We start from the raw sequence: 20,282 nt of genomic DNA on the forward strand, positions 1-20,282 counted from the left end.
ACCGCATGACTCATAAAGGCACGGCAGTTATAACCGGCGCTGGTACCGCGATAGGCACAGCGTTCGCCCACCGACTGACTCAGCGGGGCTACGACTTGATTTTAATTGCCGTGGATCGGCCGCAATTAATGACGCTCGCTGCAGCGCTCACTGACTCCAGCGGACGATCGGTTGAAGTGCTGAATGCCGATTTGGCCGTGTCCGCCGAAGTTGTCCGCATTGAGGCCTTGTTAAGCCAGGACGCCAGTATCACATTGCTCATCAACCATCACGATATCCCTGAGGAAGATGAGATAGGGGCCACAATCGCCTTGGGGATCACTGCTCCCGTACGCTTGTCTTACGCATTGGCAAATGGTTTCGTAAAGAGGGGCGCCGGAACGGTTATCAATCTGGTGCCCGTGTTCGAGACGAGTTCCGGTGCTGCCATTGAGTCGGCGAGTAGCGCTTTTTTGCTCTCGCTATCCCACGCGCTGCGCCAGCGTTTCAATAAAGTCGCAGTACGTGTTCAAGCAATTTTGTATGCCGGTTCACAGCAGACCCGATATCAAAGCGCAGTGGCCATTGTGGATGCCGCGCTAGAGGATTTTGATTCTGGAGAAGCCATCTCGCTACCCAGTGTTGCCGATCGGGAGGTATGGAATACATTTGAGGTTGCCCGGCTGGAATTGCTCAGCCGGGTAGCAGGGGGCCCCAATATCGTTTCACCTGCACGTCTGCTCCATTGACCCGTGGCGGGCAGCGAATGCGTGTCTCCCCCCTAAGTGATTGCAGGCATCCTCGTCCGGATAGAGCGGATATCCAGCCCGTTTTAGTTCAGCCGCTGACAAGGACGATTACGGTTTTCAGTCGGCTAGCCCAGCGATCACCAGGGAGTCCTGTTCATCTGGCCTGCGTGGTATTGCTCCCGCGGATATCGATGCCCAAGAACATCTCAAGTGCCTCGTATGGCATCGGTTTGGCAAAGTAATAGCCCTGAAAAATGTCGCAGCGACTGCCCTTCAGGAAATTCACCTGAGACGCCGTTTCCACGCCTTCGGCGACCACTGTCAGGCTGAGGTGATGGGCCATGGAAATAATGCCTTGGGTGATGGCGGCATCGTGATGGTCGGTGGCGATATCCTGGATGAACGAGCGGTCAATCTTGATCTTGTCGATGGGCAAACGCTTGAGGTAGCTGAGGCTGGAAAAGCCGGTGCCGAAATCATCGAGCGCAATGCGTACACCCAAGGCTTTGAGCCGGTGTAACGTATCGATGGCCTGTTCAACGTTATGCAGCAAGAGCGACTCGGTAATCTCCAGTTCCAACTGCCCGGCGCTAACTCCGTGCTTGCTCAGCACTGTCTGGATACACTCAACGAACTGGCCGCGCTGGAAATGCATCGGCGAAATATTCACGGCCATCGAGATGTCTGTGAGGCCCTGATCGCCTAGCTGGCGCAGCTGCGCGCAAGCCGTATCGAGGACCCAAAGGCTCAGTGGGATGATTTGACCACTGTCTTCTGCCACCGGCACAAACACCGCTGGAGAGATAAAGCCTTTCTCCGGATGTTCCCAACGCAGCAACGCCTCGATCCCGACTACCCGACCGGTGCGCGCGTCTATCTGCGGTTGATAATGCAGTTCAAACGACTGAGTTTCGATCGCCTTTTGCAGGTCATTGCGCAGGCTTGCGTGCTCGCAAACACGTTGATTGAGATCGCTGGTGTACCACTGGAAGTTGTTGCGCCCTTGCTGCTTGGCTTTGTACATGGCCATGTCAGCTTGCTGGATCAGCTGCATCGGCTGCTCGATGTCACCATCACTCAGGGTGATGCCGATACTTGCACTCACGTGCAGGTCAATGCCCTGGAGGCAGTAGGGTCTGGCAATGCTGGCCATCAATCGCTCGGCCACCGGGACAACGTCCTCATCCCGAAGCAGATCTGGCAGCAAGACGATAAATTCGTCACCGCCCATGCGCACGATGGTATCCCCGGGACGAACCTGTTGGGTCATGCGCTGCGCCACTTCAATCAGCACCTGATCGCCGAAGCAGTGTCCGATCGAATCGTTGATGGATTTGAATCCATCCAGATCAATGCACATCACCGCCAGACGACGCTTACGCCGACGACTGATGTGACAATCCAGAATAAGCCGGTCTTCAAGCGAAACACGGTTAAGCAAACCGGTTAGCCGGTCATGGCTGGCGTTGAAGCTCAATTGGCGCTCGTAATGCTTCTGCTCGCTGATGTCCCGGGCAATGCCAAATACCCCGACGATCTTTCCGTTGACCATGATCGGCAGGTTAGAGATGTCCATGGTCAACAGGTTTTCATTCTCGTCGCGAACCCGTGCCTCGAAGCGTTGCGGCTCGCCGGTGCGGGCAGCGGAAAAATGCCGACTGACCCGTTCCAGGTCTTCTTCGAGCACCAGGTGGGAAAAATGATGACCGATGAAGTCGGTTGCAGTGTGCGGTTTCAGCTTCAGGCCTGCTGGATTCACACTCTGGATATTGCCAGCCAGATCGAGGGCGAACACCGGGTTGGGGTTGTAGGTAAACAATGAACGAAAACGTTGTTCGCTTTCCTCCAGACGGTGGCCGTCACGCTCATGGCGGATCGCAATGGCCGCCAGCTGCGCCGCACAGGTCAGCCGTTGAATCTGCGCCTCATTCGGTCCATTGGCCCGATCCTGGTACAGCGCAAACGTCCCCACCACACAGCCCTGATGCGAGAATAACGGCAACGACCAGCAGGAGCGCAGATTGTGCCCCAGCGCCAGACTCCGGAAACGCTCCCAGCTCGGATCCAGGGCAATGTCTACGGTGACCACCAATTCGCGCCGGAATGCTGCGGTGCCGCAGGTCCCTTCCTGTGGACCGATGGGCATGCCATGGATGGCCTGACTGTATTCAGGCGGTAGGCCAGGCGCCGCACCGTTCAGCAGATGCTTGCCCTGAGCATCGGTGAGCAGTATCGAACAACGCGTGTCAGGCTCTTGTGCGTCGAGCATCAGGCAGATGGCGGCCAGAACGTCGCCCAGTGGATGATTGGTCGCGATCATGCCGAGAATGTCACGCTGCGACTCGGGGAGAGCCACGCTGTGAAAGCTCGTGCAGAGGGTATTCATGATGGTTCCTGAGGACTGCCGAGACCATCCGATCTTCAAAGAGTCTGGAAAAGTGGGCGGTCGGGTGCAGTCCGCTCGCACTCCGATCCCGCTCTTTATAGAACACCGACCCAGCCACAGAACAGACTCAGATCCACAATAAAAAACCGTATCAGATTGGCTCCGTTTGGCTGATTTAGAGCTGTAACAGACGTTGCAGCGCGTCGAATACAGAACACTCAGCTTCTATATTTCAGCGCCTCCACCAATGCAGAAAAGGCGGGAGACGTCTGGCGTCTGTTGGGGTAATACAAGTGGTAACCCTGAAACTCGGGGCACCAGTCGGCCAGGACTTCTTTGAGGCGGCCGTCGGCCAGATACGGTGCGACCAATTCCTCGGGTACATAGGCCAGACCAATGCCATCAACGGCGGCATTGAGAACATGCATGATGCTGTTGAAAACCAGTGGCCCATCTGCCTTGACCGTAAACGCCCGGCCATCTCGTTCAAACTCCCAGGCGTAAATCGCCCCTGATGGCCTGTGTCGGATATTCACGCAGTCATGCCCGGTCAGTTCATAGGGGGTTGTGGGTGCCGGGTTGCGTTCGAAATAGGCTGGAGAGCCCACCACCGCCAACCGCCAATCCGGTCCTATGCGAACGGCGATCATGTCCTTGCTGATCGATTCGCCCAGGCGAATGCCGGCATCGAAGCGTTCCTCGACCACGTTGGTGAATCCATAGTCGACGTAGAACTCCAGGGTGATATCCGGGTAATTCTTCAAGAAGCCTGCAAGCATCGGCCGAATGCACAACTCAATCTGATCGTCGGTGCAGGAAATACGAATCGTGCCACTGGGCTTGTCCCGTAATTCGCTCAAGGCTTCAATCTCGACCGCGATCTGATCAAAAAGCGGGGCGATCGAGCGCATCAATCGTTCGCCTGCCTCTGTCGGCGACACATTGCGTGTTGTGCGGGCGAGCAGACGTATTCCCAGTCTTTGTTCAAGTGCCCGGATCGTATGACTCAGTGCAGAAGGCGTAATGCCCAGTTTGGCTGCGGCTTTGGTGAAGCTTTGATCGCGTGCCACTGCCAGAAAAGCTTGGAGATCGTTGACTTTGGTATGGGCCATTGCTGAGTTTTTCTCAAAAGCACATGAAGATTACACCTACTAATCAAGGTATCTCGAATCCGTCAAGCTCTGTCACCTATCTGGAACGGAGTACTGAGGATGAGCGAGACACCTGTATTCGACACCCCGACAGGTGATGCCCTCGGCACGCCGGGAACTGGGGAACGGCCGGCTTACTGGAGTGGCATCTTTGCGATGACACTGTGCGTATTCGCGCTGATCGCCTCCGAGTTCATGCCTGTCAGTTTACTCACGCCGATTGCGTCGGATCTGCACATCAGTGAAGGACTGGCCGGGTATGGGATTGCCATCTCCGGCGCTTTCGCGGTGCTGACAAGCCTTTCGATTTCCAGGCTTGCGGGCGCAATGGACCGCAAGACGCTGTTGCTGCTACTGACCGGGATTATGTGCGTGTCGGGGCTGGTGGTCGGTCTGGCGCCAAACTATACGGTGTACATGATGGGGCGTGCGCTGATCGGCGTGGTGATCGGCGGGTTCTGGTCGATGTCGGCGGCAATGGCCATGCGCCTGGTGCCGTCCCATAGCGTGCCCAAGGCGCTGGCAGTCTTCAACGGTGGCAATGCACTGGCAACCGTAGTGGCCGCCCCGCTGGGAAGCTACCTGGGGAGTGTCATCGGTTGGCGGGGCGCTTTTCTCTGCCTGATTCCGGTAGCGATCATCGCATTGATCTGGCAGTGGATCAGCCTGCCGGCCATGACGGCGGCGCCGCGTAAAGCGGGCACGGGCAATGTCTTTCGATTGTTGAAGAGCCGATTGGTCCGTTTCGGCATGTTGAGCGTGGGCATTTTCTTCATGGGGCAGTTTGTATTGTTCACCTATCTGCGCCCGTTTCTGGAGACCGTCACGGGTGTAGAGGTCTCCCTGTTGTCGATGATCCTGCTGGTCATCGGCGTGGCGGGTTTTGTCGGGACCCTTCTGATCGGCAGTTTCCTGAAAACCGGCCTGTACCGCGTCCTGGTCAGCATTCCACTCTTAATGGCCGCCATTGCACTGTCCTTGATTGTCCTTGGCGGTGGCGTCGTGGCTGCTTTTGTATTACTGGGGCTGTGGGGCCTGATCGCGACGGCGGCACCTGTGGGGTGGTGGTCGTGGTTGGCCAAGGCGTTGCCCAAGGATGCTGAAGCCGGTGGCGGCCTGATGGTGGCGGTCATTCAGCTATCCATTGCCCTGGGCTCTACCCTCGGCGGGCTGTTGTTCGACGGGAGCGGCTATCGCATGACCTTTCTCGCCAGCGCTATCTTGCTGGTGCTCGCGGCAGTGATGGCCTTGTTCACATCGCGAAGCACCGTCAATCAGTGATGAACTCAAAATTGTCCTTGTCCGTTTGACGAGCCGGAACCCTGTGCCTAGGGTTCTTGCAGGCATTCAGTCGTCAGACTGGCGTGGTGCCAACTTGCTCAGAACAAACGAGGTGGACATGAACAGGACGTTTAACCGGGGCTGGACATTAGTTGCGGCACTTGTCGTGGTGGGTTCAACGCTTTTCACGGGATGTGCGAGCAAGAACGATCCGATCACACAGGCAGACAAGGCTGATGTGGCCAAGGGCGTACCCGCGCCGAGCCTCGAACAGACGAAGGCTATCGCCGAGGAAGGCTTTATCTACGGCCTGCCGCTGGTGATGAACTACGCCGTGATGAACGAGTTCGCGGTGGACCCCAAGTCCAGCCAGTTCAAGGCGCCTTTCAACCGACTGTATAACGAACATCGGGTCGCGACGCCCGCTGACACTGCCGTCATTACGCCAAACAGCGACACTCCATACTCGATACTTTGGACCGACCTGCGTGCCGAGCCTCTGGTGATCACCGTGCCGGCAGTCTCCAAAAAGCGCTATTACTCGGTGCAGCTGATCGACGGCAACACCTATAACTTTGGCTACATCGGCAGCCGGGCAACGGCCAGCGCGCCCGGGAGCTATCTGATTGCAGGCCCTGACTGGAAAGGGGCGACACCGCCTGGCATCGATAAAGTGTTCACCTCCACGACCCCCTTTGCCCTGACGTTGATCCGGACCCAGTTGTTCAATCCAGCCGACATGCCCAATGTCGAGAAGGTTCAGGCGGGTTACAAGGTCCAGCCGCTTTCAGCCTTCCTCCATCAACCAGCGCCGCCCGCGGCCCCGAAGATTGATTTCGTGCCGGCCACCACGGCGGGGATCAAGGACAATTTCTTCGAGTACCTGTCGGCCGCGTTGGAGTATGTGCCGCCATCGGCTGACGACAAGCAGATCCGGGCGAAGCTGGCCAGCATCGGCGTAGGCCCCGGCCGGCGCTTCGAATTCAAAGACCTCTCGCTCGAACACAAAGCGGTAGTCTTGCTGGGAATGAAGGCCGGCGATGAGAAGGTGGACCAGTTTCTCTCGAGCGGCATGAAAAACATCAATGGCTGGAACGTCGGTGCGTTCTTCGGCGACCAGGCGTTCTACAAGGCCGACTGGCTGATGCGTGCCGGTGCCGCGAAGGGCGGCCTTTACGGCAATGACGCCGTTGAGGCGATGTACCCCTATACCCGCACCGACGGCAACGGCCAGACGCTGGATACCAGCAAGCGCAACTACACGCTTACCTTCCCGGCCGGCAAGCTGCCGCCGGTCAATGCCTTTTGGTCGGTGACCCTGTACGACGGCAAGAGCCAACTGCTGATCAAGAATCCGCTCAACCGTTACCTGATCAATTCGCCGATGCTGTCGGCCATGAAGAAAAACACGGATGGCTCACTGACGATTTACATCCAGAAGGACTCCCCCGGCAAGGCCAAGGAAGCCAACTGGCTGCCGGCACCTGACGACACGGTCTATCTGGTGATGCGTCTCTACTGGCCGAAGACCGCACCGCCTTCGATTCTTCCCCCTGGCGAAGGCAGCTGGCAGCCACCGGCGGTGGTGGTATCGAAGTAGTGCGACCCCTTGCTGACACTCGCTGCAAGTGGGTGTCGGCAAGTGCTGCTTTTGCTGTGCAGGTGTGCAACAACCCTCATTCCGTCGCCCCACGTGCCCATCTCGTTTTTGCCCGCTACAATGCGCACCTACCGTGATAACCAGATAAAAAATATGTCTCTTCCCAAACATCACCTGGAATTGCTCAGCCCCGCCCGTGACGTGAGCATCGCTCGCGAGGCCATCCTGCATGGCGCCGACGCCGTGTACATCGGTGGCCCGAGCTTCGGCGCCCGGCACAATGCCTGCAACGAAGTCAGCGATATTGCGCAACTCGTGGAGTTCGCCCGTCGCTATCACGCCCGCGTGTTCACCACGATCAACACGATCCTGCATGACAACGAACTGGAGCCGGCGCGCAAGCTGATTCATCAGTTGTACGATGCCGGCGTCGACGCGTTGATCGTTCAGGATCTGGGGGTGATGGAGCTGGATATCCCGCCGATCGAGCTGCACGCCAGCACCCAGACCGACATCCGCACGCTGGCACGGGCGAAGTTTCTGGACCAGGCGGGTTTCTCCCAACTGGTATTGGCCCGCGAGCTGAACCTGCAAGAAATTCGCGCCATCGCCGACGAGACCGATGCCGCGATCGAATTCTTCATCCACGGCGCGTTGTGCGTGGCGTTCTCCGGGCAGTGCAATATTTCCCACGCCCAGAACGGTCGTAGTGCCAACCGTGGCGACTGCTCCCAGGCCTGTCGTTTGCCTTATACCCTCAAGGACGACCAAGGCCGCGTCGTCGCCTACGAAAAACACCTGCTGTCGATGAAAGACAACAATCAGAGCGCCAACATCCGGGCGTTGGTCGAAGCCGGGGTTCGCTCGTTCAAGATTGAAGGGCGCTACAAGGACATGGGCTATGTGAAGAACATCACGGCCTATTACCGTCAGCGTCTGGACGACGTGCTGGAAGACCGCCCGGACCTGGCGCGGGCCTCCAGCGGCCGCACCGCGCACTTCTTCGTGCCCGACCCGGACAAGACCTTCCACCGTGGCAGCACCGATTACTTCGTCACTGATCGCAAGATCGACATCGGCGCCTTCGACTCGCCGACCTTCACGGGCTTGTCGGTGGGCGTGGTGGAGAAGGTCGGCAAGCGTGATTTGCAGGTGGTGACCTTCGAGCCGCTGTCCAATGGCGACGGCCTCAACGTGCAGATCAAACGCGAGGTGGTGGGTTTCCGCGCCAACATCGCCGAGCCCAAGGGTGAATTCCTCGAAGACGGCCAGAAGCGCTATCGCTACCGGGTCGAACCCAACGAGATGCCAGACGGGATGTTCAAGCTGCGGCCCAACCATCCACTGAGCCGCAACCTTGACCATAACTGGCAGCAGGCCTTGCAGAAGACTTCTGCCGAACGCCGTATCGGTTTGAGTTGGGTGGCCCGTCTGGATGAGCAGCGCCTGCAATTGACCGCCACGAGCGAGGAGGGCGTCAGCGCCAGCCTGTCGCTGGACGGTCCGTTCGGTCTGGCCAACAAGCCGGAGCAGGCCCTGGAGCAACTGCGCGACCTGCTCGGTCAATTGGGCACCACGGACTACCACGCCACTGCCATTGAGCTGGATGCACCCCAGGCGTTCTTCATTCCCAACTCGCAGCTCAAAGCCTTGCGTCGCGAAGTGATCGAGGCATTGACCGCGGCCCGGCTGCTCGCCCACCCGCGAGGTCACCGCAAGGCCGAAACCACGCCGCCGCCGGTGTATCCGGAGTCGCACCTGTCGTTCCTGGCCAACGTCTACAACCAGAAGGCCCGGGACTTCTATCACCGCCACGGCGTCAAGCTGATCGACGCGGCGTTTGAGGCTCATGAAGAAACCGGGGAAGTGCCAGTGATGATCACCAAGCACTGCCTGCGGTTCTCTTTCAATCTGTGCCCCAAGCAAGCCAAAGGCGTGACCGGTGTGCGCACCAAAGTCGCGCCAATGCAACTGGTGCACGGTGACGAAGTGCTGACCCTGAAGTTCGACTGCAAGCCTTGCGAAATGCACGTCATCGGCAAGATCAAGGGCCACATCCTTGACCTGCCGCTGCCGGGCAGTGGTTCAGAGCCGGTGGTGGGTTACATCAGCCCTGAAGACCTACTGAAGACGATTCCTCGCGCGCCGCATTGAGTGACGGGCGAGGCAGAGGTCATCGTCAATGCCGATGACCTCTGCACTCGACGATCAGGCTTGCGCCGCACTCATGCCGTCAGTGGTCACGGATTTTTTGCGCACCGCTTGATAAAGCAGGCTCGACACCATGAAGCCCACGACGGCCAGCAGGCTCATCAAGGTGAAGACATAGTTGTAACCCTGTTCACCGGGGAAATGATCGAGGATCGCGCCGTAGATGACGTAGGCAAACATGCCGGGCGCATAGCCGATCAGGCAACCGATGCCGAAGGCCGAGCCGGTGATGTGTTGGGGAATGCCGACTTCACCCATGGGCGCCCAGAACACCCCGCGCATGGAGAACACGATCAAGGCGAAGGACAGGGTGGCAGCCATGCCCGCATAGATGAAGCCCGGGCTTTTCGGAATCAACATAATTACGCCCATCAGCGGCAACAGCGCCAGGAATGCCCACTTCAGGTAGCGACTGGTGCTCTTGAATTGCTTGTCGGCAATAAAACCGCCGGCAGGTCCGCCGAGGATCTTCAGGAAGTACTGGTTGATGATGCCGTAGGCGCCCACCAATGCCACGGGCAACCCGTACATTTCCTTGAGGTAGGGAATGAAATAGGTCAGGCCGCAATAGACGATGTAGACCATGAACACGTTGAGGCTGACCAGCCAGATGCCTGGAACCTTGATCGCTTCCATCAGGTTCGCCAGGCCATTCTTGGGCTTGGCCACCGACTGCGCGTTGCCGCTCTTGAGCAGGAACCAGGTCAGGGTGCCGGCCAAAATGTCGATGACCGAGTAGAACAGGATCGCCGACTTCAGGCCGGTTTCGCCCGAACCCATGGCGACGAACACGCCCAGCGCCGAAAACGCCACCAGTGTATCCACCACGCCACGCCCGCCTTCGAGCAGGCCGAACAACCGGCCTTGCTCCTGATCGTCACCCAGGTTGCGGATGGCTTTGAGCAGCGATGGCCAGAACAGGCAGTCGGCGCACACGGCTAACAGACTGAACACGATCAGTAAATTGCTGAAGGGCGGAAAGGTCGCCAGGTACAACCCCAGGCCACCGGTGCCGATCAGGCCGAGGGGGATCAGCTTGCGCGTGTCGTAGCGATCGGCGAGCAGGCCGCCCAGCACAAACAGCGCAGTGGCGATGATCGCGTTGGCACTGAGCAACATGCCGATTTCAGTGTGGCTCAACCCCATGAATTCCTGCATGGGCACGTAAAAGGCGTCCTTGAGGTTGGCCAGTTTGTAGATGGTGCCGCCCCCGAGGATGAGGATCAGGAATCGGAGCCATTTGGCCTTGTTTTGAGTTGTCATTATTGTTCTCCGGGCGTAATCGGGTCGTCAGGGTCAGGCGTTGGAAGGGCTGGCCAGGGTCAGTTCGGCCAAGGTGCGCAGTTCGGCCAGCAGGCTACGGACATAGGCGACCTGGTTGTTTGCCCAGCGGTGTTCATCGGCCAGCATTTGCTCCAGCGAGAAGCCGTTCGGGAGCGGCGTTTCGCTCATCTCCCGGTAAGCAATGAACGGATCGGCGGCCTCGATGCTCTGGCGGAAGGCGGGGGCCACGTAGTGGTTTTCCTGCTCGAGAATGAAGGCGATCACCTGTGGGGTGGCTTCGCCCAGCATCAACAATTCGAACAGCAGGCGGGCGCTGGGCAGATCGTCTTCGTCGCTGCCCTGCAGTACACCGTAATGGCCGAAACCGTTGTGTTCGGGGACGATGCGTACGCCTTTCATGTGCGTCTGGCGGATGTGCGGCCCCAGGTTGCGCAGGGCCTGCAAAGGCTGTTCGCAGGCATTGATCATGTTGCCGAAGTCGAACAGGGCATGCAGGCGAGGGTGGTTGAGGCGATTGAGCAGTTGCGCGATTTCGCCGCTCTTGAGTTCTTCATGCTGCTCGAAGTCAAAGAACAGGTCGTGTTCATCGGCTTGCTGCGCGAGGTACTGCAGGTCGGTTTCGATGATCTCCATGACCTGTGACAGCGTGCCCTCGTACCGCGAGTAAACACGGATGTTGCGCACCCCCAGCGCCCTGGCGATGGCGATCACCTGGTCGACATCCTTTTTCCGCGTGCTGCTGATTTCCAGGTGTACATCCAGCCCCAGCGCCTTGGCCTTGGCGGCAAACGCCTGGAGTTGCACGGGTGACATCTGGCTCAGGCTGTTTTCCTCGCCGTCGAGCAAGTGCAGGCTCAGGCCTTGCAGCTCGTGGCGATAGGCGAAGTCCAGCAGGTCGGCCGGGGTCACACGGCCGTGGGTGAGGTTGGTCAGTAGCGGGTAGGCGTGGGCAAACAGACGCAATTGCCCCAGACGCTCAAGCAACCGCCGGGCCAGTGCATCCGTGAGCACGGGGACAGCCCCGTCTTCGACCACTTTATGGCTCAGCAAGGCGTTGAATCGTTCCTGGATCTTATTGTTCATTAGAGTCGTTCCTGGTTCAGACACCGGGTCTGCCGGCGCAGCCTTTATCGCGCCAGTCAGGAACTCTCGATAGATCCACTATCAGTTATTTGATAAGACCACTTGCCTCGCCTCAAGTGGTCGGCGGCAGATAACCCAATGCGCGCAAGGCTTGGGCCAGCGCCTCGACACGCTCCCGGGCCTGGTGTTCGGGTGTGCCGGCAAAGCCGATCAACAGCGCCGGCGGCAGGGCATGCTGGATGCGGTAGTCGCTCAAGGCGTAGGTGTGGATGTTGCGCTGGGCCAGTTGCCGGGCAACTTCGATGTCACTGAGTTCGGCGGGTAGCCAGGCGATCAGGTGCATGCCGGCGTCCGCCGGGGTGATCCTGAAAAAGCTGCCAATCTGCTTTTCAAGCTCTCCGATCAAGGCCTGCTGGCGCGCCTTGTACAGCGCACGCATGCGGCGGATGTGCCCCAGAAAGTGGCCTTCGCCCATGAAGTCTGCTGTCGTCGCCTGAAGCAGGGTGGGCGGGCTGCGATCCATCACCGCACGCAACGTGCAAAAGGGTTCGACCAGTGCCTGCGGCAGAATCACGTAACCCAGTCGCAGTGACGGGAAGAGCACTTTGCTGAACGTACCGACGTAGATCACCCGGGCCATCTGGTCCATGGCATACAGCGCCGGCAGGAGGCGGCCACTGTAGCGAAACTCACTGTCGCAATCGTCCTCGATGATCCAGCTCTGATGCTGCGCCGCCCAGTCGATCAGCGCCTGGCGCCGCGCATAACTGAGGGTGACACCCAACGGGTGCTGGCGCGACGGCGTACAAAACACCAGTCGGGCATCAGGGCACTCGGCCAGGCCTTGCTGGACGTCGATCCCCTGTTCATCGATACGCAAGGGAATCACCTGCGCCCCTTGGGCCTGCAACGCAATGCGCGCGGCGATGTGCCCCGGATCTTCCATCCAGACGCTGTCCTGCGGATTGAGCAGCAACATGCCCAGCAGGTTGAACGCTTGCTGCGCGCCGGAAACGATCACCACTTGCCCGGCATCGCAGTCGATGCCCCGCGCATCGAAAACGTATTCGGCAATCGCCGCGCGAAACGCCTGCAAGCCTTGCAACTCGCCATATCCCAGAATGGCCTTGGTGGGCTTGAGCAGATGGCGGTTCATCAGGCGCCGCCAGATCGCCTGCGGGAAGGCTTCATAGGTGCTGTGGCTGGGCAGGAAAGAGGTCGGGGTCGCAGGGTCCCAGTCGGTATAGGACACCCCGCGAAAATGATCGCTGCGCAGCGACAGCATTGACTGGCTCAGGTCCGACAGGCGCGGTGGCTGGGACGTTTGCTCGTCCTCGATCCCCCGGTTTTCCCACTCCGTGCCGACGTACGTACCGGCACCGGTGCGCGAGGCCAGAAAACCTTCGGCAATCAACTGATCGAACGCATTGAGAATGGTGATCCGCGACAGCCCCAATTCCTGGCTCAAGGTCCGCGTCGACGGCAGACGCACGCCCCCCTGGATTCTGCCGTTGAGTATCTGTTTGCGAATTTGCAGATACAGTTGGCGGTACAGGGGAATGGCGCTGGCACGGTCCAGTTCGATAGCCGACAGCAGCAAACCTGCGGGGGATTTCATGACATGCTCGCCTGGGTGAAAGGGGCGTTGGACTGGGAACGGGGAGGTAGGGTATCGAGCGATACTCGATAAGTCATCCATCGGGCGTTGAGGGTGTGCGGCGTTCGAGAGGATGCGGCACGTTCTGTGCCATATCGACAACTGCCAAGTTTGATCTAGCCTTAAGTTATCTCACGGGAGAACAATCATGCCCGTCGCGCTCAGAAATGCCTTGGCCGTTGCGTCGGCATTCTTTCTTTACATCGCCGCAAGCGGTCAAGGCATTGCAGCCCCCCAGCAGCCACCGGCAATCCTCCCGCTGGAATCCGAGGCGGTGCCCACGCTCATCGCCTATCCGCCGCTTGCCGAGCCGCTCGCCCGCGGGGTTGTCATCATCCAGTATCAAATAGAACACGCCAGGATCATGCCGGTGTTTGGCAAAACGGCTGCTGACGTATCACCCCGTCTCGCTCACCTGCATGTGACCGTCGACGACTGGAAAGGGACATGGGCGCACACCAGTGAAGATCCGATTATCGTGGTTGGGCTGACGCCCGGCACGCATAAGGTGCTGCTTGAAGTGGCGGATCCGACTCACAAGATTCTCACCCATACGGAAGTGAGTTTTGTCGTTCCGCAGAAGTGAACGGCTTCAGACGGCAGGAACAATAAAGCCGTCCCCCTCGCCACAGGTTATTGATCATTCCCACGACAGGAGTCTTTAGGAACTACGTGTCGGCTCATTCAACAACTTTTGAAAGCGCGTGTTTAAACGCCCTCCATGTTACGTCCTGAAAGCTACAAAACCTTGCGCCGTTGCCTACGGCTACGCCAGAATCCGCCGGCTTGTGCGCCTTGGGCTCCCTCGGTAATTTGATTCCCGTCACTGCCCATCAGTGATCGGGTTTAGTCGCCCGTTGATGTCAAGACGCACAGTGTCCCTATCAGCCAGGTATCCCATGCCTGCACTTGATGGCGGTTGTGCGCAGGGCGCTTCGGCGCGCCGATTTCTTGGCTCATCGGTCGACTAACCTGTGCACAGCTGCCTCCCTATCGTTTAGTCGCGAGCGGGTTGCAGCCTCACTCTTATGAGGTTAGAGCCAATGTTCAAAGTAACGCCCAATCCACCAGATACCGAATCGCCAGAAACCGATCCACCAGATACCGACCCCGCATCCCCATACGAAACCCTCGACTCCAAAAAACTCCACGCCGCCGCCGAGCGCGCGCTCAATTTTCACTTCCCGTCAAACGCGGACATCAAAGCCACCCAGCGCACGCGCAGTACGCTGTTTTCCGTGGACCCGGCGGCCACGACCGAAACCCTGGCCGTGTTTTTGGTCGAAACGTTGGCGTCGGTCGATGTGATGGTCCATCAATTGGTGGATCACCTGGAGGGTGAGTCGCGCTACGCCTTGCTGGGTATTTCCAACAGCATCATGGTGGCGGAGATCACGGCGAACCGGGTGCTGGATAAGGTTGAGCCCTCTGTGTAACCGCTGATTGTGGTGAGGGGGCAAGCCCCCTTGCCACAGGTATTCATCGTTTGATCGATGCTTTCACACGCCCCATCCCTCCCTCACAGCCTTCCTGATCCCCTCCAGCAACATCGCAAACGCCGGGTTGTCATTGTTCTCGCGCCAGATCAGATGCAGCTCACTCTGCACGCCTTCCCCCAGATCGATATCCCGGAACACCACGTTCTTGAACACCACGCTGGTGGCGCAACGCGGGACCAGGGCCAGGCCCATTCCGGCGTTGACCAGCGCCAGAATCGTCAGTGACGAACCGAGCCATTGCACGTATTCCGGGGCCACGCGGGCGGAGCGCAGCATCCCGGTCAGCAGTTCGTTGAAGGGCGGGTAGGCGGCGTGGGAGTACATCAGGAACGGTTGCGCGTCGAGGTCCTGGACGGACACGGTGTCGGCAGTCGCCAGCGGGTGGCGACTGGGGACGGCGAGCACGAACGGCTCACGCACCAGGCACTCGGTGGCGTAGCCCGGTTCCAGCAAGGGCGCGCGGACGATGCCCAGATCGATCCGCCGAGCGCGAAGGGCTTCGTGCTGTTGGTAGGTGTTCATTTCCGACAGGTCGATTTTGACGTGGGGCTGTTTGAGCCGTGCTTCGGCGATGACCTTGGGCAGGAATTCGTACACCGCGCTCCCGACGAAGCTGATGTTGACCGAGCCGATGTCGCCTTCGGCAAAACGCCGGGCGGTGACGGCGGCTTGCTGGGCGCGCTCCAGCAGGTTCTGCGCTTCGATGAAGAAGGCACGACCGGCGGCGGTGAGGGCGACGCTGCGGGTGGTGCGGGTGAACAGCTCGACACCCAGATGGTGCTCCAACAACTGGATCTGTCGACTGAGCGGCGGTTGCGTCATGTTCAGGCGTTCGGCGGCGCGCCGAAAGTTGAGTTCGGTGGCCACTGTGGTGAAGCAGCGCAGTTGAGTCAGTTCGAACATTGATCTAATCCAGGTATCAATCGAATGCCAAGTTAGATTAGACGGGATCAATTGCCGCGTCCATGATCGGCTCGTCCCTAAAAAAAACAATGATCGGGAGTTGCCTCTTGAATACCCTCCAGAATCCGCCAGACCCGCGTGTGCTCGCCCGCGCCGCGGCCAAGGTGAAACGCCACGTGCTGCCGCTGTTTGTGGTGATGTTCATCGTCAACTACATCGATCGGGTCAATATCGGCTTCGTGCGCAGCCACATGGAAACCGACCTGGGCATCGGCGCCGCAGCCTATGGCCTGGGCGCCGGGCTGTTCTTCATCGGTTACGCGATCTTCGAAGTGCCCTCCAACCTGTTGCTGCAACGCTACGGTGCTCGCGCCTGGCTGACGCGCATCATGTTCACCTGGGGCGCCGCCGCCATGGCCATGGCCTTCGTGCGCGGCGAAACCAGTTTTTATGTGCTGCGTTTCATTCTCGGCGCGGCCGAAGCGGGTTTTTTCCCAGGCATCATTTACTACTTCACCCAGTGGCTGCCGTCGACGGAACGGGGCAAGGCCATGGCGATTTTTCTCAGTGGTTCGGCCATTGCGTCGGTCATCTCCGGCCCGGTGTCCGGTGCGCTGCTGAACGTCAGCGGTTTCAGCCTGCATGGCTGGCAGTGGATGTTCCTGATTGAAGGTTTTGCCTCCATCGTGCTGTGCGGTTTTGTCTGGTTCTGGCTGCAATCCCATCCGCGTGAAGCCAAGTGGCTGAGCGCCGAAGAGAAGGACGCGCTGGTGGGCGCCATCGCGCTGGAGCAGCAGGCTCGCGAAGCCGCGCAGACAATCAAGCCGTCGATGTTCAAACTGCTGGCCGACAAGCAAATCGCGCTGTTCTGTTTTATCTACTTTTCCATTGCCCTGACCATTTATGGCGCCACGTTCTGGCTGCCGAGCATGATCAAGAAAATGGGCAATCTGGGCGACTTCCAGGTCGGCCTGTTCAACTCGATTCCGTGGCTGATTTCCATCGTCGCGATGTATGGCTTCGCCGCCATGGCCAACAATGGAAACACCAGCAAGCCTGGGTGGCGTTGACGCTGGTGATTGCGGCGTTCGGCATGTTCATGTCGACCACCGGCGGACCGATCTTCGCCTTCGTCGCCATCTGTTTTGCGGCCATTGGTTTCAAGGCGGCCTCGGCGTTGTTCTGGCCGATTCCGCAAGGCTATCTGGATGCGCGCATCGCCGCCGCGGTGATCGCCCTGATCAATTCCATCGGCAACCTGGGCGGTTTCGTGGCGCCGACGGCATTCGGTTTTCTCGAACAAAAAACCGGCTCAATCGAGGGCGGGCTCTACGGCCTGGCCGCCACCTCACTGGTCGCCGCCGTGGTGATCTTTTTCGCACGCACCGCACCCCGTGGCGACGCCTTGCGCGCGCTGACCGGTAAACCCGCCACGACCCCCTTGCCGCAATCCACTGTCAGTCACACCGCTTTGAAACCAGATCCAAAGGGAGCAGCCTCTTGAAAATCACACGAGTCACCGTCACCCCCATCGCTTTCCGTGATCCGCCGCTGCTCAATGCCAGCGGTATCCACGAACCGTTCGCGCTGCGCTCGATCATCGAGATCGAGAGCGACAATGGCTACATCGGCTTGGGGGAGAGTTACGGCGACGCGCCGGCGCTGGCGATCCAGCAGCAATTGCAAGACAAGCTGATCGGCCTCGACCCGTTCAACCTCAATCAGCTGCGCGCCATCGTGCAGGCCACCGTGGCGGCGAACAAACCCGCGAGCATCGCCGGCGCCGAACTGGCGCCCGGCTCTCACGCCAGCAAAGCGGTGAGCAATGCCTACTCGGCGTTCGAAGTGGCGTTCCTGGATTTGCAGGCGCACTCGCTGAACGTGCCATTGGTGGACTTGCTGGGCGGTGCGATCCGCGACGAGATTCCGTTCAGCGCCTACCTGTTTTTCAAGTACGCCCAGCACATCGATTCCCCCTACAAGCCCGACAGTTGGGGTGAAGCGCTGAACGAAGAGCAGATCGTCGCCCAGGCTCGGCGCATGATCGAGACCTATGGTTTCAAGAGCATCAAGCTCAAGGCCGGCGCGCTGGAACCGGAGCATGAAGTGGCGTGCATCAAGGCGCTGAAAAAGGCCTTTCCGGGTTACCCGCTACGGATCGATCCGAACGCTAACTGGTCCCTGGAAACGTCGATTCGCATGGCCGAACTGCTGGGTGACGACCTGCAATATTACGAAGACCCGACGCCAGGCCTGGAGGGGATGTCCGAACTGCACAAACGCACCGGCCTGCCGCTGGCGACCAACATGGTGGTGACTGATTTCGATGAGTTCCGCCGCAGTGTGGCCTTGAACAGCGTGCAGATCGTCCTCGCCGATCATCACTATTGGGGCGGCCTGCGCGACACCCAGGCGCTGGCGAAAATGTGCCAGACCTTTGGCCTGGGCGTGTCCATGCACTCCAACTCGCACTTGGGCATCAGCCTGATGGCGATGGCCCATGTCGCCGCGTCGGTGCCGAATCTCGATTACGCCTGCGACACGCATTACCCGTGGCAGGAGCCGGACGAAGAGGTGATCAAGGGCGGCAAGCTGCCGATCGTCGATGGCTGCGTGAAAATTACTCGTGCGCCGGGGTTGGGCCTGGAGCTGGATCACGATCAACTCGGCAAGCTGCATGACCAATACCTGACGTGCGGCATTCGCCAGCGCGATGATGTGAAACAGATGCAGCGTTACAAACCAGAATGGAAAACCATCAAGCCACGTTTTTGAGACGCTAACGCAATTTTGTAGCAGCTGGCGAAGCCTGCTGCTACAGGGTTCGTGTAGCTTCAGGCGCGTTTATTCAACGCCGCCTCTGCCGCCGCAATCTGCGCCTGGCGCTGGGCAATCACATCGCCCACCGGCGGCCCTTGGAAGCGTCGGGCTTCAAAGCCGAACCAGACAATCGCCGTCAGCACCAGGAAGCCGATGGTGATGTACAGCGCCCAATCGTTCGGTGGCTGAATGCCGATGATGAAAATGATCACCATCGACAGCACCGAGAGCAGGGCGAATACGGTGTACCAGAAGCGTCCCATGTTCCACGGCCCCATGGTCGGCCACTTCGAGGTCCCGTAGGTAAACAGGCCCAGCACGATGGGAATGATGAAAGAGAAGAACAGGAAGATCACCGTGCAGGACACCACGATCGTATACACCGGCGTGGCCCCGACCGAGATCACCGACGAGCCCCAGTCGAACAGCACGGCGAGGGTGGCACCCGTCCAGATCGCCGCCACCGGACTGCGAAAGGTTGGCGAGACCGAGGCCAGTGCTCTGGAGAAGGGCAGGCCGCCGTCGCGGGAGAAGGCGAAAATCATCCGGGACACCGAGGTCACGGTCGCCAAGCCGCAGAGGATCTGCGAGATGAAAATCGCTACATACAGCGCCACTTTCAGCGTCGGGCTGACCTGGGTGTTCATCGCCCAGAAAAACACGTTCCAGCCTTGCTTGGCCGCCTCGTCCATGTTCGGCAACATCAGCACGAACGAGCACAACATCACCCAGCCGAACAGCAACGACCAGACCACCGACATGACCATGCCGCGCGGAACGGAAATGGCTGCGTTGCGCGTCTCTTCGGAGGTGTGTGCCGAGGCGTCATAACCGGTGATGGTGTAGATCGGCAGCAGCAGGCCGAGCATGAACACCCAGCCGTTCGACACCGATGGCCAGACCGCGCCGCCGGCATCGCCGGAGTAGTTGCTGAAGGTCCACAGCCGTGCGAATTCATAGCTCGGTGCCGAGATCAGGCAGACGATGGTCAGCGCCAAAGCCGTGGCGAAAATCAGGTAGCCGGAGAAGTCGGTGAGCCTGGCGGTCAGGCCGATCCCCAGGTGGTTGCACAAGGCCTGAAGACCGGTCAGCACGGCGAGGAAAATCACCCGCACCATGGTCGTGTCTTCCATGCCCAATGCCGGGCCGAACGCACCGAAAAAGAAGTAATAGGTGCCGACGTTGATCGCCCCCAGTACGGTGACCAATCCCAGGAGGTTGAACCACGCGGTCAGCCATCCGGTGAAGCGGTTGCCCAGAATCGAACCCCAGTGATACAGCCCGCCAGCGGTGGGGTACGCCGAGGAAATCTGCGCCATGGCCATGGCGAACACCCCGGAGATCAGGCAGCCGATGGGCCAGCCGATGCCGATGGACGCGCCGCCCGCGCCGGAGGTGCCCTGGGCGAGGGAGTTGATGCCCCCGGAGAGGATGCAGATGATCGAGAAGGAAATCGCGAAGTTGGAGAAAACGCCCATGCGTCGTGAGAGCTGCTGGGCGTAGCCCATGCTGTGCAGCGCCTTGACGTCCTCGTCATGCGAGGCGTCGGAGCCGGGCTGGCTTGCTGGATTCATGTTGTGTGCCCCTTCAGGTTTTGATACGCGCCCCTCCGGAATGCCGGACGAGCTGGCTTTCAACCCCTTGTCGTACTGCTCCTGTCTCCAACCGATACAACCTGC

The 20,282-nt window shown here is 59.4% G+C and carries 14 protein-coding genes and 1 pseudogene; 8 read left to right on the forward strand and 7 right to left on the reverse strand.

The annotated features are described in order from the left end of the window. Nucleotides 1-5: 5 nt before the first annotated feature. Nucleotides 6-728 (forward strand): SDR family NAD(P)-dependent oxidoreductase, encoded by a 723-nt coding sequence (locus tag AB4N43_RS27845; protein ID WP_027924824.1) that lies wholly within the window; start codon nucleotides 6-8, stop codon nucleotides 726-728. A 154-nt stretch (nucleotides 729-882) separates the two neighbouring features. On the opposite strand, the gene AB4N43_RS27850 is transcribed toward AB4N43_RS27845, so the two are convergent. Beyond that, on the reverse strand, nucleotides 883-3,114 hold the full coding sequence (locus tag AB4N43_RS27850; RefSeq protein ID WP_460152378.1) for a putative bifunctional diguanylate cyclase/phosphodiesterase: 2,232 nt from the start codon (nucleotides 3,112-3,114) through the stop codon (nucleotides 883-885). A 218-nt stretch (nucleotides 3,115-3,332) separates the two neighbouring features. Beyond that, nucleotides 3,333-4,226 carry a LysR family transcriptional regulator gene (locus AB4N43_RS27855; RefSeq protein ID WP_059182633.1) on the reverse strand — a complete coding sequence of 298 codons (894 nt, stop codon included), beginning with the start codon at nucleotides 4,224-4,226 and terminating at the stop codon, nucleotides 3,333-3,335. A gap of 195 nt (nucleotides 4,227-4,421) precedes the next feature. Here AB4N43_RS27855 and AB4N43_RS27860 point away from each other — a divergent pair, with 195 nt between their 5' ends. The 3 genes from AB4N43_RS27860 (at nucleotide 4,422) to AB4N43_RS27870 (ending at nucleotide 9,300) form a co-directional block, all read left to right on the forward strand. Then, nucleotides 4,422-5,546, forward strand: coding sequence for an MFS transporter (locus AB4N43_RS27860; RefSeq protein ID WP_032833610.1), 1,125 nt, complete (start codon nucleotides 4,422-4,424; stop codon nucleotides 5,544-5,546). 118 nt (nucleotides 5,547-5,664) lie between these two features. Then, on the forward strand, nucleotides 5,665-7,146 hold the full coding sequence (locus AB4N43_RS27865; RefSeq protein ID WP_027924821.1) for a DUF1254 domain-containing protein: 1,482 nt from the start codon (nucleotides 5,665-5,667) through the stop codon (nucleotides 7,144-7,146). A gap of 153 nt (nucleotides 7,147-7,299) precedes the next feature. After that, on the forward strand, nucleotides 7,300-9,300 hold the full coding sequence (locus AB4N43_RS27870; RefSeq protein ID WP_027924820.1) for a peptidase U32 family protein: 2,001 nt from the start codon (nucleotides 7,300-7,302) through the stop codon (nucleotides 9,298-9,300). A 54-nt stretch (nucleotides 9,301-9,354) separates the two neighbouring features. Here AB4N43_RS27870 and AB4N43_RS27875 read toward each other — a convergent pair whose 3' ends face one another. From AB4N43_RS27875 to pdxR, 3 genes are all read right to left on the reverse strand, one after another. Continuing rightward, nucleotides 9,355-10,620, reverse strand: coding sequence for an MFS transporter (locus tag AB4N43_RS27875; protein WP_027924819.1), 1,266 nt, complete (start codon nucleotides 10,618-10,620; stop codon nucleotides 9,355-9,357). A gap of 33 nt (nucleotides 10,621-10,653) precedes the next feature. After that, complete coding sequence (locus tag AB4N43_RS27880) at nucleotides 10,654-11,724, reverse strand: sugar phosphate isomerase/epimerase family protein (protein WP_059182637.1); 1,071 nt, start codon at nucleotides 11,722-11,724, stop codon at nucleotides 10,654-10,656. Nucleotides 11,725-11,836: 112 nt separating this feature from the next. Beyond that, nucleotides 11,837-13,342 (reverse strand): MocR-like pyridoxine biosynthesis transcription factor PdxR, encoded by a 1,506-nt coding sequence (gene pdxR / locus AB4N43_RS27885; RefSeq protein WP_460152381.1) that lies wholly within the window; start codon nucleotides 13,340-13,342, stop codon nucleotides 11,837-11,839. Nucleotides 13,343-13,529: 187 nt separating this feature from the next. Between pdxR and AB4N43_RS27890 the strand changes: the two genes are divergently transcribed. Both AB4N43_RS27890 and AB4N43_RS27895 read left to right on the forward strand, forming a co-directional pair. Beyond that, nucleotides 13,530-13,967, forward strand: a complete 438-nt coding sequence (locus AB4N43_RS27890) for a DUF6130 family protein (RefSeq protein WP_460152382.1) — start codon at nucleotides 13,530-13,532, stop codon at nucleotides 13,965-13,967. Between the two features lie 457 nt (nucleotides 13,968-14,424). Then, nucleotides 14,425-14,817 (forward strand): DUF6124 family protein, encoded by a 393-nt coding sequence (locus AB4N43_RS27895; RefSeq protein ID WP_059182639.1) that lies wholly within the window; start codon nucleotides 14,425-14,427, stop codon nucleotides 14,815-14,817. A 63-nt stretch (nucleotides 14,818-14,880) separates the two neighbouring features. Here AB4N43_RS27895 and AB4N43_RS27900 read toward each other — a convergent pair whose 3' ends face one another. Further along, on the reverse strand, nucleotides 14,881-15,783 hold the full coding sequence (locus AB4N43_RS27900; RefSeq protein ID WP_027924814.1) for a LysR family transcriptional regulator: 903 nt from the start codon (nucleotides 15,781-15,783) through the stop codon (nucleotides 14,881-14,883). 107 nt (nucleotides 15,784-15,890) lie between these two features. Here AB4N43_RS27900 and AB4N43_RS27905 point away from each other — a divergent pair. Beyond that, nucleotides 15,891-17,287: pseudogene (locus AB4N43_RS27905) on the forward strand (MFS transporter). Then, nucleotides 17,284-18,558 carry a glucarate dehydratase family protein gene (locus AB4N43_RS27910; protein WP_059182641.1) on the forward strand — a complete coding sequence of 425 codons (1,275 nt, stop codon included), beginning with the start codon at nucleotides 17,284-17,286 and terminating at the stop codon, nucleotides 18,556-18,558. The pseudogene AB4N43_RS27905 and the gene AB4N43_RS27910 overlap by 4 nt, the downstream one beginning before the upstream one ends. Nucleotides 18,559-18,617: 59 nt before the next feature. Here the strand turns inward: AB4N43_RS27910 and AB4N43_RS27915 are convergent, their stop codons facing one another. Then, nucleotides 18,618-20,177 carry an amino acid permease gene (locus tag AB4N43_RS27915; RefSeq protein WP_460152385.1) on the reverse strand — a complete coding sequence of 520 codons (1,560 nt, stop codon included), beginning with the start codon at nucleotides 20,175-20,177 and terminating at the stop codon, nucleotides 18,618-18,620. Nucleotides 20,178-20,282: the final 105 nt, after the last annotated feature.

The sequence above is a fragment of the Pseudomonas sp. S2_B07 genome (genome assembly GCF_054668435.1).

Coding starts and splice junctions, on each gene's coding strand:
- AB4N43_RS27845 (WP_027924824.1), top strand. CDS start 6: ATGACTCATAAAGGCACGGCAGTTATAACCGGCGCTGGTACCGCGATA.
- AB4N43_RS27850 (WP_460152378.1), bottom strand. CDS start 3,114: ATGAATACCCTCTGCACGAGCTTTCACAGCGTGGCTCTCCCCGAGTCG.
- AB4N43_RS27855 (WP_059182633.1), bottom strand. CDS start 4,226: ATGGCCCATACCAAAGTCAACGATCTCCAAGCTTTTCTGGCAGTGGCA.
- AB4N43_RS27860 (WP_032833610.1), top strand. CDS start 4,422: ATGACACTGTGCGTATTCGCGCTGATCGCCTCCGAGTTCATGCCTGTC.
- AB4N43_RS27865 (WP_027924821.1), top strand. CDS start 5,665: ATGAACAGGACGTTTAACCGGGGCTGGACATTAGTTGCGGCACTTGTC.
- AB4N43_RS27870 (WP_027924820.1), top strand. CDS start 7,300: ATGTCTCTTCCCAAACATCACCTGGAATTGCTCAGCCCCGCCCGTGAC.
- AB4N43_RS27875 (WP_027924819.1), bottom strand. CDS start 10,620: ATGACAACTCAAAACAAGGCCAAATGGCTCCGATTCCTGATCCTCATC.
- AB4N43_RS27880 (WP_059182637.1), bottom strand. CDS start 11,724: ATGAACAATAAGATCCAGGAACGATTCAACGCCTTGCTGAGCCATAAA.
- pdxR (WP_460152381.1), bottom strand. CDS start 13,342: ATGAAATCCCCCGCAGGTTTGCTGCTGTCGGCTATCGAACTGGACCGT.
- AB4N43_RS27890 (WP_460152382.1), top strand. CDS start 13,530: ATGCCCGTCGCGCTCAGAAATGCCTTGGCCGTTGCGTCGGCATTCTTT.
- AB4N43_RS27895 (WP_059182639.1), top strand. CDS start 14,425: ATGTTCAAAGTAACGCCCAATCCACCAGATACCGAATCGCCAGAAACC.
- AB4N43_RS27900 (WP_027924814.1), bottom strand. CDS start 15,783: ATGTTCGAACTGACTCAACTGCGCTGCTTCACCACAGTGGCCACCGAA.
- AB4N43_RS27915 (WP_460152385.1), bottom strand. CDS start 20,177: ATGAATCCAGCAAGCCAGCCCGGCTCCGACGCCTCGCATGACGAGGAC.